A 14,126-nucleotide genomic window follows, 5' to 3' on the forward strand; every position below is an offset into this window, starting at 1 on the left:
GTCAGCACTCCACCCGCACGCTCCGTGATCTCCTCTATATACCGTTGCGCCCGCTGTTGGTCTAGTCCATCGGGAGGGTGAGCCCGGCGGGAGCCCGTGGGGCGGGGGCCCGTGGGACCCGCGGCGCCCTCCCGTCGGGCGCTGCGGGCTAGAGCCCCTGCCAGTCCGGCTTGTTGGCGTAGGTGTGCCGGAAGTAGTCGGCCAGCTTCAGCTTGGACGCGGCGGCCTCGTCGGCGACCACCGTGGCGTGCGGGTGGAGCTGGAGCGCGGAGGCCGGGCAGACGGCCGCGACGGGGCCCTCGACGGTCGCGGCGACCGCGTCCGACTTGCCCTCGCCGGTCGCCAGCAGCACCAGGTGGCGGGCCTCCAGGATCGTCCCGATGCCCTGGGTGATGACGTGGTGCGGGACCTGCTCGATGTCGCCGTCGAAGAAGCGGGCGTTGTCGATGCGGGTCTGCTCGGTCAGCGTCTTGATGCGGGTGCGCGAGGCGAGCGAGGAGCACGGTTCGTTGAACCCGATGTGCCCGTCGGTCCCGATGCCGAGCAGTTGCAGGTCCACGCCGCCGGCCTCGGCGAGCGCGCGGTCGTACGCCTCGCACGCCGCCTGGACGTCCTCCGCCGTGCCGTCCGGCCCCATGAACGCCTCCATGCCCACGCCCAGCGGCTCCAGCACCTCGCGGCGCAGCACGGAGCGGTAGGACTCGGGGTGGTCGGCGGGCAGCCCCACGTACTCGTCGAGCTGGGCGATCCGCGCCCGTGAGGCGTCCACGGCGCCGGAGCGCACCTTGGCTGCCAGCGCCTGGTAGATGGGCAGCGGGGTGGAGCCGGTGGCCACGCCGAGCAGGGCGTCGGGCTTGCGTCGCAGCAGCTGTGCCATGGCCTCGGCGATCAGCTCGCCGCCCGCCGCGGCGTCCGGAACGATGACAACTTCCACGCTGGGCCTGCCGTTCTGAAGAGGGCTCTGTGCGTCTCTATGTGGTTTAGACCAATCTAACAGTATCGGCGTTCGGGGGCGCGGGGAAGACGGGCGGGGGCGGGGAGGGGCGCACGGAAGGAGGGGAGGGGGAGGGGCGGGGAGAGGCCGCGGAGCCGTCACCGGGGAGCTCTCAGGTGAGGGAGCCTCCCGTGGCGTCCAGCCAGTGCCCGGTCACCCAGCGGCCGTCCTCCGAGACCAGGAAGGCCACCGCGTCGGCGATGTCCGCCGGCGTGCCCACCCGGCCCAGCGCCGAGTAGCCGGCCGCCCGCTGCCACGCCTCGTCGCTCGCGCGCAGCCAGGCGGCGTTGACGTCGGTGTCCACGATGCCGGGCGCCACCGAGTTCACCGTGATCCCGCGGGGGCCGAGCATCTTGGACAGGTCCCGGGTGAAGACGTCCAGGGCCGCCTTCGTCATCGAGTACGCCATCAGGTCGGGCATCGCGGCGGTCCGGGAGAGGCCGGACGATATGGTCACGACCCGCCCGCCGTCCCGCAGCCGCCGAGCTCCGAGCCGGGTGAGGAAGAACGGGGCCTTCACGTTGACCGCGAAGAGCCGGTCGTACTCCTCCTCGTCGATCTCCGCGAACGGGCGGGTGGTGCCGATGCCGGCGTTGTGCACGAGGATGTCCAGCCCGTGCGCGTGCCGGTCGAACTCCGCCCACAGTCGCTCCGCGTCCCCGGGTGTCCCCAGCTCCACCCCGAGCGGGAACGCCGAGCCGCCGGCGGCCTCGATCGCCGCGACCGTCTCCTTCGCGGCGGTCTCGTCGCGCCCGTAGTGCACCGCCACCCGCGCCCCGTCGCGTCCCAGCCGTTCGGCGATCCCCCGCCCGATGCCCCGGCTCGCGCCCGTGACCAGTGCCGTCTTCCCCCTGAGCACGCCCATGTCTGACCCTCCAGATTTGTCTAACGGTCGCTACAAAAAAACCGTACACCACCCCGCCGACAATTTTCTAGGGGGCGCTATAAAATGGCCGTCATGACGACGGGTCAGGACACACGGGCGCACGGCGGCACGGGCCGGACGCGGGGCAGGCCGCGCTCCTTCGACCGGGCCACCGCGCTGGAGAAGGCGCTGATGGCCTTCTGGGAGCGCGGGTACGAGGCCACCTCGGTCTCCGACCTCACCCGGCTCATGGGCATCGGCGCGCCCAGTCTGTACGCGGCCTTCGGCGACAAGCGGACCCTCTTCGACGAGGTCGTCCGGGTCTACGCGGGCTCGCACGGCGCCTTCACCGACCGCGCCCTGGCCGAGGAGTCCACGGCCCGGGCGGGCGTCGCCCGCATGCTCCGCGAGGCCGCCGCCGAGTACACCGACCCCGCCCACCCGCACGGCTGCCTGATCGTCCACGCGGCCACCAACTGCACCAGCCCCGAGGTGGAGACGCTGCTGCGGGACATGCGCAACGCCAACATCGCCGCCGTCGAAGACCGGATCCGGGCGGACGTCGCGGCCGGGCTGCTGCCGGCCGGCACCGACGCCGCCGCCCTCGCCCGGCACACCGGCGCGATGATCCAGGGCATGTCCCAGCAGGCCCGCGACGGCGCACGCCGGGAGGAACTGGAAGCACTCGCGGAAATTGCCATGGCCGTCTGGCCCCACGACTGACCCGGGCGGGCTAGGCTGCGTGGCATCGCGTGCCGGTGCTCCCACGAGCGCGGACGCCCCCACACCATGGACACGTCGTCGTGGTCTAGTCCACAATCGAGAACAACACGCTTCCGCCCTCCCCGCACAGGAAGGCGGATCGAGGAACCGGCGCTCTCTGCCCTGACTGCCCCGGCTCCTCGGCCTTCGGCCGACCGGGACCGCACACCCCACGGCCGATGATGCTCCGGGCTGCGGTGCCGGGAGGGTTGAGGGTCCCTTCCAGGCGCCGCGGCCCGCGGGTGTTTTTCGGCCACCCGCGAGGCCCCGGGTACGCTCGCAGACGTGCCCTCCATGAACGAACTCGTACGCCAGCACACCGCCCTCGACGACTCCGACCTTGAGTGGCTCCACCTGCTGGTCTCGGAGTGGCAGCTGCTCTCCGACCTCTCCTTCGCCGACCTGGTGCTGTGGGTCCCCACCCGGGACGGCACCCGGTACGTCTCGGTCGCCCAGATGCGCCCCAACACCGGCCCGACCTCCTACCAGGACGACATGGTCGGCCACCTGGTCCCGCGCGGCCGGCGGCCCATGCTGGACGCGGCGCTGGACGAGGGCCGGATCGTGCGCGAGGGCGACCCGGAGTGGCGCGAAGAGGTCCCCGTACGGGTCGAGTCCATCCCCGTACGGCGCGAGGGCCGCGTCCTCGGCGTGATCGCCCGCAACACCAACCTGCTCACCGTGCGCACCCCGAGCCGCCTGGAGCTGACCTACCTCCAGAGCGCCTCCGACCTCGCGCAGATGATCGCCGCCGGCTCCTTCCCCTTCCCGGACCAGCAGGTCGACATGGACGCCTCCCCGCGCGTCGGCGACGGCCTGATCCGGCTCGACGCGGACGGCATCGTCCAGTACGCCTCCCCGAACGCCCTATCCGCCTACCACCGGCTCGGCCTCGCCGCCGACCTCGTCGGCCACCACCTCGGCCAGACCACCGCCGAACTCGCCCCCACCCGGGGGCCGGTGGACGAGGCGCTGGCCAAGGTGGCCAGCGGCTGGGCGCCGCGCGAGTTCGAGATCGAGGCCCACGACGGGGTCATCCAGTTCCGGGCCATCCCGCTCAAACCCAAGGGCACGCGCATCGGTTCGCTCGTGCTGCTCCGGGACGTCACCGAACTGCGGCGCCGCGAACGCGAGTTGATCACCAAGGACGCCACCATCCGGGAGATCCACCACCGGGTGAAGAACAACCTCCAGACGGTCGCCGCCCTGCTCCGGCTCCAGGCCCGGCGCATCGAGTCGGAACGCGGCCGGGAGGCCCTGGAGGAGGCGGTCCGCCGGGTCGGCTCCATCGCGATCGTTCATGAGACGCTGTCTCAGAACCTGGACGAGCGCGTGGAGTTCGACGACATCGCCGACCGGGTGCTGGCGATGGTGGCCGAGATCTCGCCGGGCAAGGTGGCGGGCCGGCGCAGCGGGCGGTTCGGGATACTCGACGCCGAGGTCGCCACCCCGCTGTCCATGGTCCTCACCGAGGTCCTGCAGAACGCCCTGGAGCACGGTTTCCGTGAGGGCGACACCGGCACGGTCGAAGTCTCCGCGGTGCGTGGCGGCACCACCAAGGAGGCCCGGCTGCTGGTCACCGTCCAGGACGACGGGGTCGGACTGCCCGAGGGCTTCGACCCGCACCGCTCGGGCAACCTCGGCCTGCAGATCGTACGGACGCTGGTGGAAGGCGAGTTGGGCGGATCGTTCGACATGGTGCCGGCGCCGGGGCGCGGGACGCGGGTGATCCTCGACATTCCGGTGCGGGCACAGAAGTGAGCCGGTGCGCCCACCGGGGAGCGGGCACAGCAAAAAGCCCCGGACCGTCGTTGGTCCGAGGCTGATGCTCGTTGCTGCTCTGCTTGTATCGCTAAGCGCATCGGGGGAACTGCGCGCTGCGGCTCGGGGGCGGGAGATGCGTACGTGCTGTGCGCGCCGCCAAGCTCAGGCTGTCAGCAGGGGTGGGTATGTCAGGCGGAGGCCTGACGAGCCCGGTTGCGGGCGGCGCGGCGCTTCATGGCACGGCGCTCGTCCTCGCTGAGACCACCCCAGACGCCGGAGTCCTGACCGGACTCAAGCGCCCACTGCAGACACTGCTCGATCACCGGGCAGCGACGGCAGACGGCCTTGGCTTCCTCGATCTGCAGCAGCGCAGGACCGGTGTTGCCGATGGGGAAGAAGAGCTCGGGGTCTTCCTCGCGGCAAACGGCGTTGTGACGCCAGTCCATGGCTGCTACCTCTCCTTGGTATTACGTGCAGGTTGCTTGTGAATGTGAACGCTTTCACGAATCCCTCAACAAGTGAAGGGCCGACCGCCGAGTCTTCACCCGGCGTGGTCCTGTGTTTGAAGAGGGGTTCTGGCGATCAGTGGAGGCCGGTGTTGCGGGCCGTCCCGATCGCCACGTAGAGACTCGCAAACCTCAGCGGCGGATACAACCCCTTCCGGAAAGTTTTTTTTGATTCCTCGGTGTCGACTAGGTCACAGCCGTACTTCCATGGGGTGGACCCTGGTCTAAACGTTCGAGTGAAAGGACTTTCGCCCGTTCCGCTCACACAATCACACGCAGTGCACGGCGTACGCCTGTGAACGTCACGCTCGTACGCAGCCCGAGATGGTCACCGTCCATCTGAAGGGGGAGAGGCACCTTCGAATGCAAGGTGAACTGGTCCAGGTCGTGCAGTGAGACGGCGTGCTTCCCCTGCGGTCCCCGCTCGGGGGACGAAGTGAGCAACTGGGTGCCATACCGGGCAACCGCGGCCGTGGACAGACGGCTGAGGCCGAGCACGTCGATGCCCGTATCGAACGAGGCCTTAGGTGACGTGTACATCGGGCGATTGCCGAGATACGTCCACGGGGACGTGTTCGAGACTATGGCGACGACCAGATCCTCGATCGGGTCCGCACCGGGCTGTTCGAGCGTGATCGTGCCGTGCCGGCGGTTCGGCTCGCCGAGGAACTGCCGGACGACCTGACGGACGTACAACGCGTGCGTCGACTTCTTGCCGCGCTCGCGCTGCTGCTCGACCCGGCCCACCACGCCCGCGTCGAAGCCGAGCCCGGCGTTGAAGGTGAACCAGCGGGCCGGCACCGCCTCGTCCTCGGTGCCCGGCGTGCCGGAGGTCAGGCCGAGGCCGACGACCCGCTCGGTGCCGTCGCGCAGCGCGTCCAGCAGGGCTCCGGTGGCCTCGACCGGGTCGTTGGGCAGACCCAGCGCGCGGGCGAAGACATTCGTGGAGCCGCCCGGGACGACGGCGAGACCGGGGAGGCGGTCCGGGGCCGGACCGGCGTGCAGGAGGCCGTTGACGACCTCGTTGACCGTGCCGTCGCCGCCGAGCGCCACCACCAGGTCGATGTCGTCGCTCTCCGCCGCCTGCCGGCCGAGGTCGCGAGCGTGGCCGCGGTACTCGGTGGTGACCGCCTCCAGCTTCATCTCGCTCGCCAGCGCATGGATCAGTACGTCACGTCTGCGTGCGCTTGTGGTGGTTGCCGCCGGATTGACCACGAGAAGTGCACGCATGCATGGCAGCGTACCTACTGGGGGGTACTCGGCCCAGACCGAGTTAGGGATCCGGTAAGAGAGCGCGGCGTGAGCCTGGACACTCGGGGGCGCGGGGCGCGGCAGCGCGCCGGAGGGGGAGGGCTACCCTGCTGAGGTGAGCAGTCAGCAGAAGCCCGCCCCGCACACCGCCGAAGCCGCCACGGCAGACGCAGCCGACCCGGCCGCCGGGCCGCGCCCGCGCCGGCTGACGTACGCGGCGGCGCTGGCCGCGCTGGAGGGAGCGGCGCTGGTGGCCGGCGGCCTGTGGGTGCTCGTCCTCGGGCTCACCGGTGACCCGGACGACCGGCAGCAGGCCGTGACCCTGGGGATCACCCTGGTCGTCCTGGCGCTGCTGCCGCTGCTCGCCGCGCGCGGTCTGCTGCTGCGGCGCGGCTGGAGCCGGGGGCCGGCGCTGATCACCCAGCTCATGGCCCTTCCCGTGGCCTACAACCTGCTCCGGGCCGACAGCATGGCCATTCCGGCCGGTATCGCGCTCGGGCTGGTCGCCGTGGTGGCGCTGGTGCTCCTCGTCAACGGCGAGACGACCCGGGCCCTCGGGATCAAGGGACCGGGCCGGGGCGAGTAGGGCTCAGTGGGCGGGGCCTGTTCGCACAGAGCCTCGCCGAGCGGGGCTCGCTCCCCGCTCACTCCTCCACGAGGAGCTTCTCGCGGAGCTGGGCCAGGGTGCGTGCCAGCAGGCGGGAGACGTGCATCTGCGAGATGCCGACCTCCTGCGCGATCTGCGACTGGGTCATGTTCCCGAAGAAGCGCAGCAGCAGGATCCGCTTCTCGCGCGGCGGCAGGTCCTCCAGCAGCGGCTTGAGGGACTCGCGGTACTCCACACCCTCCAGCGCCTCGTCCTCGGCGCCCAGGGTGTCGGCGACCGCCGGTGACTCGTCGTCCGTGTCGGGGACGTCCAGGGACAGCGTGGAGTACGCGTTCGCCGACTCCAGGCCCTCCAGGACCTCTTCCTCGGAGATGGCGAGCTTCTCGGCCAGCTCGTGGACCGTCGGGGACCGGCCGTGCAGCTGGGACAGCTCGGCCGTCGCGGTGGTCAGCGCGAGCCGCAGCTCCTGGAGCCGGCGCGGCACGCGGACCGCCCAGCCCTTGTCGCGGAAGTGCCGCTTGATCTCGCCGACGACGGTCGGTGTGGCGTAGGTGGAGAACTCCACGCCACGCTCGGGGTCGAACCGGTCGACGGACTTGATGAGACCGATCGTGGCGACCTGGGTGAGGTCGTCCAGCGGCTCCCCGCGGTTGCGGAACCGGCGTGCCAGGTGCTCCACGAGCGGCAGGTGCATACGGACCAGCTGGTTGCGCAGCTCGGCGTACTCCGTGCTGCCCGCCGACAGCGTGCGCAGCTCGACGAACATCGCCCGCGCCCCGCTGCGGTCCTGGACGTCGTGCTGCACGGCCTGCGCGGCCTCCGTGCCCAGCGCGTCGTCCTGGGCGTATCGCTCGTGCTCGCTCATCGTCCCGCCCGTAGCCCTTCCCCGAGCCCTGCCCCCCGCGCGGACGGTGGGTCCGGCGCCGCCGCGTGCCGTCGGTGGAGTGCCCGTGGCACCGTCACCGTCGACCCGCGCGGAGTCGTCCTCCGGGTGCGGTCTGGCCTGCTCGGGGATGCCGTCGATGCCGTCCGCCATGCGCCGGGAACCGTCCCGGGGACCCGCCCCGGAGGTCTCGGCGTCGCCCGACCAGGAGGCACCCCCGTCCCCGGTCGGCAGCTCCCGTGTGCCGCGCTCTTCGTCCCGCACCGGCCCGTCCCCGTTCCTCACGCCGGCCCGGGGCCGGCGCCACGCTGTTTGTAGAGGCTGATCGACACCGTCTTGTCCTCGTCCACGGCGGACGAGACCTTGCCCGCGAGGGCCGACAGCACGGTCCAGGCGAAGGTGTCCCGCGAGGGGGCGTGGCCGTCCGTGGTCGGCGCCGACACCGTGACCTCCAGTGAGTCGTCGACGAGCCGGAAGACACAGCTGAGCACCGAGCCGGGCACGGCTTGCTGGAGCAGGATCGCGCAGGCCTCGTCCACGGCGATGCGCAGGTCCTCGATCTCGTCCAGGGTGAAGTCCAAGCGGGCCGCGAGACCGGCCGTGGCCGTCCGCAGCACCGACAGGTAGGCACCCGCAGCCGGAAGCCGGACTTCCACGAAGTCCTGGTTCGCCGCGGGCTCGCCTGCGATCTGGGACACCCTCACCTCCATGGTGGTACAAGCTTTACGGGGCCGAGGGTCGCCCCCCGGGGTAACGCGTACGTGGTTCGAACGGTGACGCTATCGCGCTCCGAACGTTTCTGTCCCCGGGACCCCAACCCCCTGGCGTCACTCACAGTAAAGCTGTGGATACGCTCCGTGTCTAGAGGGTTTGCGGGCCCAAATGGGAGGAGCGCGCGCCGGGTTGACGTACCCAGACGTCAGACGCTCGAACCGTCGTGTGGCAGCCGCCGCATGCAGTGTCACACGAGAACGCGGTCGGACGGGACGCTCTCGGGGAGAACGCTCTCCGGGACGCGGTCGAAGGGCGGTCCGGGACGGTGCTCGCGGGGCGCCCGGGAACCGTCGTGACAGGCTCAGACGAGCACGTGGTCCACGAAGCACCACCGCCAGTCCTCGCCCGGCTCGAACGTGCGCATCACCGGGTGACCGGACTGCGCGTGGTGCTCCGTCGCGTGCCGCCCCGGCGAGGAGTCGCAGCAGCCGATGTGGCCGCAGGTGAGGCACAGCCGCAGCTGGACCGGGTTCGTGCCGTCCCGCAGGCACTCCGGACAGGTCTCGTCGAGCGGCTCCGGTTCCGGGTGCGGCAGCGCGTCGGCATGCGTGCACTGTTTCATGATTGCCAGATTACGACGGTTGTGCGGGTTGCCGCGCGAAAGACGAGGGTGGGCGAGGACCATGGACGTGATGCCCCTGCTGATGCTGGTGGCGGGCAGTGCCGCGGTGGCCGCGGCGGCCCGGCGTACCCCGGCGCCGGCGCCCCTGCTGCTGGTCGCGGTCGGTCTGGCGGTCTCGTACATCCCCGGCGTGCCGTCCTACACCCTCGATCCGCACATCGTCCTGCCGCTGCTGCTGCCCCCGCTGCTGTACACCTCGGCGAGCGACAGCTCCTACCTCGACCTGCGGGCGCAGATGCGACCGGTGGCGCTGCTCTCGGTGGGATACGTGCTCTTCGCGACCGTGGTCGTCGGCTGGGCCGCCTACCTGCTCATCCCCGGGCTGCCGCTGACCGCCGCGCTGGTGCTGGGCGCGGTGGTCGCACCGCCGGACGCGGTCGCCGCCACGGCGGTCGCGCGCCGGGTGGGACTGCCGTCCCGGATCACCACCATCCTCCAGGGCGAGTCCCTGCTGAACGACGCCACGGCGATCACCGCCTACAAGGTGGCGCTCGGCGCCGCCGTCGGGGAGGGGGCCACCTGGGCGGGCGGCATCCGCGAGTTCGCGCTCGCCGCGGTCGGTGGGGTCGGGATCGGTCTCGTCCTCATGGCGCCCCTGCACTGGCTGCGCACACACCTGACCGAGCCCCTTCTGCAGAACACGCTCTCCCTGCTCATCCCGTTCGTCGCCTACGGGGTCGCCGAGCAGGCGCACGCCTCCGGGGTGCTCGCGGTGGTGGTCGTCGCCCTCTACCTCGGCCACCGCGCGTGGGAGGTCGACTTCGCCACCCGTCTCCAGGAGGGCGCGGTGTGGAAGATGGTCGCCTTCGTGCTGGAGTCCGCGGTGTTCGCCCTGATCGGTCTGCAACTGCCGATCGTCCTGAAGCGGCTCGGGGAGTACGAGGGCCCCGTCGCCGTCTGGTACGCGGTCGCCGTCTTCCTGGTCGTGGTGGTGGCCCGGTTCGTCTGGGTCTATCCGGCCACCTTCCTGCCCCGGATCATGTCGACGCGCATCAGGGAGCGCGAGCAGGACCCCACCTGGCGGGGCGCGATGGTCACCTCGTGGGCCGGCATGCGCGGTGTCGTCTCCCTGGCCATCGCCTTCGCCATCCCGCCGAGCATGCCCGCCGGCCCGCGCAACCTGATCCTCTTCCTGACCTTCACCACCGTCATCGGCACCCTCGTCGTGCAGGGCGTGACGCTGCCGCCGCTGATCCGGCTGCTGAAGTTCCCCGGCCGCGACCGGCAGGCCGAGACGCTCGCCGAGGCAAACGCCCAGGCCCAGGCCTCCCGGGCCGCCGAGGCCCGGCTCGACGAACTCCTCTCCGACGACCGCAACGCGCTGCCGCAGCCGCTCGCCGACCGGCTCCGCATGGTCCTGGAGCGCCGCCGCAACGCCGTCTGGGAACGGCTCGGACAGGTCAACCCGGTCACCGGCGAGTCCGTCGACGACACCTACCGGCGGCTGTCCCGCGAGATGATCAGTGCCGAGCGCGAGGTCTTCGTCAGGCTCCGCGACCTGCGCTACATCGACGACGAGATGCTGCGCGGGCTGCTCAGACGCCTGGACCTGGAGGAGGCGGCGGCCTACCGGGAGGCCGGTTAGCGCTCCGGGGCCGCTGTCGCGGGTTCCGGGAACGGCCGTCCCGTGACGACGGCGGCGATCGCCGTTCCGCGCGCGAAGGCGTTCTCCTCCGCGAGGGCGACCAGTCCGAACAGCAACTTGGCGACATAAAGGCGCTCCACGGGCAGCCCGTGCCGCTGCTCGAAGTCCTGTGCGAACGCCTCAAGTTCCGCTGTCGTGCGGGCGTAACCGCCGCAGTGGAAACGGTCGTCCAGGGTCCAGGTGCCGCTGCGGGCGCCGAAGGCACGTTCCTGCAGAGCCGCTACGTCGGCCTCCAGGAATCCGCCCTTCAGGACCGGTACGCCGAGCGCGCGCTGGCCGGCCGCGAGTCCGGCGGCGAGGCCGGCGAGGGTGCCGCCGGTGCCGCAGGCGACCGCGACGACGTCGGCCCGGCCGCGCAGTTCCGTGCCGAGGGCGCGGCAGCCGCGGACCGCCTCGGCGTTGCTGCCGCCCTCGGGGACGACGTACGCGTCCTCGGCGCCGGCCGCGCGCAGGATCCCGGCCAGGGTCTCCGGTTCGGTCTTGCGGCGATATGTCGATCTGTCGACGAAATGCAGCCGCATGCCGTCGGCCGCGCACCGGGCCAGGGAGGGGTTGAGGGGGCGGTCGGCCAGCTCCTGGCCGCGGACCACGCCTGTGGTCGGCAGCCCCAGCAGGCGGCCCGCGGCGGCCGTGGCTCGCAGGTGGTTGGAGTAGGCCCCGCCGAAGGTGACCAGGGCCCGGCCGTCGGCCGCCGCGATGTTGGGCACCAGTTTGCGCCACTTGTTGCCGATCAGCTGCGGGTGGATGAGGTCGTCCCGCTTGAGCAGCAGCCGGAGCCCGCGGCGCTCGAACCGGCCGTCCCGCACCTCGTTGAGGGGCGAGGGGAGGCGGGGGCTGAGCGGATCGGGGCTGGACACGGCTTCATTGTCGCCCGGTACGGACGCGGGCGGGGACGGGGTCACCCGGGCTGTCCGGCGCCCGGTACGGACGCGGGGCGGGGACGGGGTCACCCGGGCTGTCCGGCGCCCGGTACGGACGGGGGGCGGGGCGGGGGCACAGACCTGCCCGGCGCCGGGTACGGACGCGGGTCACCGACCTGTCCGGCGGCGGTACGGACGCGGGGGCACCGACGCGTCCGGACAGCACGCCTAGTCCTTCAGCCGTTCCCGCACCCGCTCCCTCAGCCAGGACATCTCGAAACCCCGGGGGTCCACCTTCCCCGGCTGCCACTCCCGGTGGCCGATGACCGACCGTTCCGTCCACCCGTGGTGCCGGCACAGTGCCGCGGCGACCCGCTCGATCGCCTCAAGCTGTTCGTCCGGCCACGGATCCTCCCCGTCGCCGAGGTTCTCGCACTCGAAGCCGTAGAAGTGCCGGTTGCCGTCGGTGTTGGCCTCGTTGTCCGGCGGCAGCCCCTTCTCGGCGATCACCGCGCGCAGTACCTCGTCGTCCCCGAGCCCGGCGTGGTTGGCGCGGCCGTAGCCCACCAGGTGGACCGTGCCGTCCTTGGTGATCACGCCGTGGCACAGCGGCCCCGGCAGGTCCGGGTGGCCGTCCCGGCACACCTCCACCGTGCGCGCGCTGCCCTTGGTCACCGTGTGGTGGATCATCACGCCGTGGACCGGACCCCAGGGGCCCTTGTGATTGCGGTTGTGGTGCTGCCAGTCGCCGACCTCGACGACCGTGACGCCCTCCGCCCTGAGCGCGTCCAGAAATCCGCTCGCCGACATGGGTGGGGCCATGCCCGACTCCTTCGTGCCGTGCCCGTGCGGCCGCCGGTCGCGGCTGCCGGATGTCCTGCCTGCTTCTACCGAAACCGGACGTCCCGGACCACATCGTTCGTACGGTGTGCGAGCCGATCCGGACAGAGGGGGGCATGCGGTGCGGGCCGGGGCGAGGTCCCCCATCGTGCCCAGTAATCCGATGATCCATTCCCGCTCTTTCGGGTAATGGCGCGCACACGCTCCGTGCTGGGACGCTCGATGCGAGACCGGTGCCCGGCGCACTTCGGCACCGGGCATACATGGGAGGGCATTTCTCTATGTCGGTAGGCGAAGAGGTCCGCACGGATCAGGGCAGGCCGCAGCAGTCCCTCGGGACGGCGGCCGCGCGGAACCTGGCCACCACCACCAAGTCCGCTCCGCAGATGCAGGAGATCAGCTCCCGCTGGCTGCTGCGCACGCTTCCCTGGGTGGACGTCCAGGGCGGCACGTACCGGGTGAACCGGCGTCTGACGTACGCCGTCGGCGACGGCCGGATCACCTTCGTGAAGACCGGCAACCAGGTGGAGGTCATCCCGGACGAACTGGGCGAGCTGCCGGCCCTGAGGTCGTACGAGGACGGGGAGGTGCTGGCCGAACTGGCCCGCCGCTGCCGGCAGCGCGACTTCGCACCCGGCGAGGTGATCGCCGACTTCGGCAACCAGACGGACGAGGTCTACCTGCTCGCCCACGGCCGGGTGGAGAAGGTCGGCACGGGTCCCTACGGCGACGACGCCGTCCTCGGTGTCCTCGCCGACGGCGCCTACTTCGGCGACCAGGCGCTGCTCGACCCGGAGGCGATCTGGGAGTACACCGTCCGCGCGGACACCTCGACCACGGTGCTGATCCTCAGCCGCCAGGACTTCCAGCAGGTCGCGGAGCGCTCCGACTCGCTGCGCGCGCACCTGGAACGGCTGCGCTCGATCCCCGAGCAGCGGACCAACAAGTACGGGGAGAAGGAGGTCGAGCTGGCGGCCGGCCACTCCGGCGAGCCCGACATCCCGCACACCTTCGTGGACTACGAGCCACGGCCCCGCGAGTACGAACTGAGCATCGCCCAGACCGTGCTGCGCATCCACTCGCGCGTGGCCGACCTCTACAACCAGCCGATGAACCAGACCGAGCAGCAGCTGCGGCTCACGGTCGAGGCGCTGAAGGAGCGCCAGGAGCACGAGCTGGTCAACAACCCGGAGTTCGGTCTGCTCAGCAACTGCGAGTACGACCAGCGGATCCAGCCGCACGACGGCGTGCCGAGCCCGGACGACCTGGACGAGCTGCTCAGCCGCCGCCGCGGCACCAAGCTCCTCCTGGCCCACCCGCGCGCCATCGCCGCGATCGGGCGCGAGCTGAACAAGCGGGGACTGGTCCCGGAGACCATCGACATCGCCGGCAACCGCATCCCCACCTGGCGCGGGGTGCCGATCTACCCGTGCAACAAGATCCCGATCAGCGAGGCCCGTACGACCTCCATCATCGCCATGCGTACCGGCGAGGCCGACCAGGGCGTCATCGGCCTCAGGCAGTCCGGCATCCCGGACGAGATCGAGCCGAGCCTGTCCGTCCGGTTCATGGGCATCAACGAGCAGGCCATCATCAAGTACCTGGTGACGGCCTACTACTCGGCCGCGGTCCTGGTGCCCGACGCGCTCGGCGTGCTGGAGAACGTCGAGATCGGTCGATGGAGGTGACGTCTCCGCACGTCGTGGCCGTGTCCCCGCCCCCCGGGGCGGGTAGGCCCTCGGAGTACGCGTCC

Annotated in this window: 14 protein-coding genes; 5 read left to right on the forward strand and 9 right to left on the reverse strand. The window is 71.3% G+C overall.

Features of this window, described 5'->3' with window-relative positions; translation table 11 throughout:
* Positions 1-148: 148 nt before the first annotated feature.
* Positions 149-934 (reverse strand): glucosamine-6-phosphate deaminase, encoded by a 786-nt coding sequence (nagB, locus tag C3492_RS16430; protein ID WP_103812513.1) that lies wholly within the window; start codon positions 932-934, stop codon positions 149-151.
* A 172-nt stretch (positions 935-1,106) separates the two neighbouring features.
* The gene (locus C3492_RS16440; protein ID WP_103812514.1) at positions 1,107-1,859 is read right to left on the reverse strand and encodes an SDR family oxidoreductase; all 753 of its coding nucleotides are present in this window, start codon (positions 1,857-1,859) and stop codon (positions 1,107-1,109) included.
* A 93-nt stretch (positions 1,860-1,952) separates the two neighbouring features.
* On the opposite strand from C3492_RS16440, the gene C3492_RS16445 reads away from it, so the two are divergent.
* Together C3492_RS16445 and C3492_RS16450 are read left to right on the forward strand one after the other, a co-directional pair.
* On the forward strand, positions 1,953-2,582 hold the full coding sequence (locus C3492_RS16445; RefSeq protein ID WP_181140400.1) for a TetR/AcrR family transcriptional regulator: 630 nt from the start codon (positions 1,953-1,955) through the stop codon (positions 2,580-2,582).
* A 324-nt stretch (positions 2,583-2,906) separates the two neighbouring features.
* On the forward strand, positions 2,907-4,382 hold the full coding sequence (locus C3492_RS16450) for a sensor histidine kinase (protein ID WP_103812516.1): 1,476 nt from the start codon (positions 2,907-2,909) through the stop codon (positions 4,380-4,382).
* Between the two features lie 191 nt (positions 4,383-4,573).
* Here the strand turns inward: C3492_RS16450 and C3492_RS16455 are convergent, their stop codons facing one another.
* On the reverse strand, positions 4,574-4,831 hold the full coding sequence (locus C3492_RS16455; RefSeq protein WP_003992873.1) for a WhiB family transcriptional regulator: 258 nt from the start codon (positions 4,829-4,831) through the stop codon (positions 4,574-4,576).
* 321 nt (positions 4,832-5,152) lie between these two features.
* Positions 5,153-6,121 carry a diacylglycerol kinase family protein gene (locus tag C3492_RS16460; protein WP_103812517.1) on the reverse strand — a complete coding sequence of 323 codons (969 nt, stop codon included), beginning with the start codon at positions 6,119-6,121 and terminating at the stop codon, positions 5,153-5,155.
* 136 nt (positions 6,122-6,257) lie between these two features.
* Between C3492_RS16460 and C3492_RS16465 the strand changes: the two genes are divergently transcribed.
* A complete protein-coding gene (locus C3492_RS16465; RefSeq protein WP_103812518.1) occupies positions 6,258-6,728 on the forward strand; it encodes a hypothetical protein in 471 nt (156 codons plus the stop codon).
* Positions 6,729-6,786: 58 nt separating this feature from the next.
* Here C3492_RS16465 and C3492_RS16470 read toward each other — a convergent pair whose 3' ends face one another.
* From C3492_RS16470 to C3492_RS16480, 3 genes are all read right to left on the reverse strand, one after another.
* A complete protein-coding gene (locus tag C3492_RS16470; RefSeq protein ID WP_181140401.1) occupies positions 6,787-7,896 on the reverse strand; it encodes an RNA polymerase sigma factor SigF in 1,110 nt (369 codons plus the stop codon).
* A 17-nt stretch (positions 7,897-7,913) separates the two neighbouring features.
* On the reverse strand, positions 7,914-8,330 hold the full coding sequence (locus tag C3492_RS16475; RefSeq protein ID WP_009190566.1) for an anti-sigma regulatory factor: 417 nt from the start codon (positions 8,328-8,330) through the stop codon (positions 7,914-7,916).
* 377 nt (positions 8,331-8,707) lie between these two features.
* A complete protein-coding gene (locus C3492_RS16480; RefSeq protein ID WP_103812520.1) occupies positions 8,708-8,968 on the reverse strand; it encodes a UBP-type zinc finger domain-containing protein in 261 nt (86 codons plus the stop codon).
* 61 nt (positions 8,969-9,029) lie between these two features.
* Between C3492_RS16480 and C3492_RS16485 the strand changes: the two genes are divergently transcribed.
* Positions 9,030-10,613: a Na+/H+ antiporter gene (locus C3492_RS16485; RefSeq protein ID WP_103812521.1), complete on the forward strand. Its 1,584-nt coding sequence runs from the start codon at positions 9,030-9,032 to the stop codon at positions 10,611-10,613.
* On the opposite strand, the gene C3492_RS16490 is transcribed toward C3492_RS16485, so the two are convergent.
* Positions 10,610-11,530 carry a 1-aminocyclopropane-1-carboxylate deaminase/D-cysteine desulfhydrase gene (locus C3492_RS16490; protein WP_103812522.1) on the reverse strand — a complete coding sequence of 307 codons (921 nt, stop codon included), beginning with the start codon at positions 11,528-11,530 and terminating at the stop codon, positions 10,610-10,612. The two genes, C3492_RS16485 and C3492_RS16490, sit on opposite strands and share 4 nt — an antisense overlap.
* Before the next feature lie 231 nt (positions 11,531-11,761).
* Positions 11,762-12,355, reverse strand: coding sequence for an N-acetylmuramoyl-L-alanine amidase (locus tag C3492_RS16495; RefSeq protein WP_103812523.1), 594 nt, complete (start codon positions 12,353-12,355; stop codon positions 11,762-11,764).
* A gap of 299 nt (positions 12,356-12,654) precedes the next feature.
* Between C3492_RS16495 and C3492_RS16505 the strand changes: the two genes are divergently transcribed.
* Positions 12,655-14,061: a family 2B encapsulin nanocompartment shell protein gene (locus tag C3492_RS16505; RefSeq protein ID WP_103812525.1), complete on the forward strand. Its 1,407-nt coding sequence runs from the start codon at positions 12,655-12,657 to the stop codon at positions 14,059-14,061.
* Positions 14,062-14,126: the final 65 nt, after the last annotated feature.

This window comes from Streptomyces sp. Ru62 (assembly GCF_002920615.1).
GTDB lineage: Bacteria > Actinomycetota > Actinomycetes > Streptomycetales > Streptomycetaceae > Streptomyces.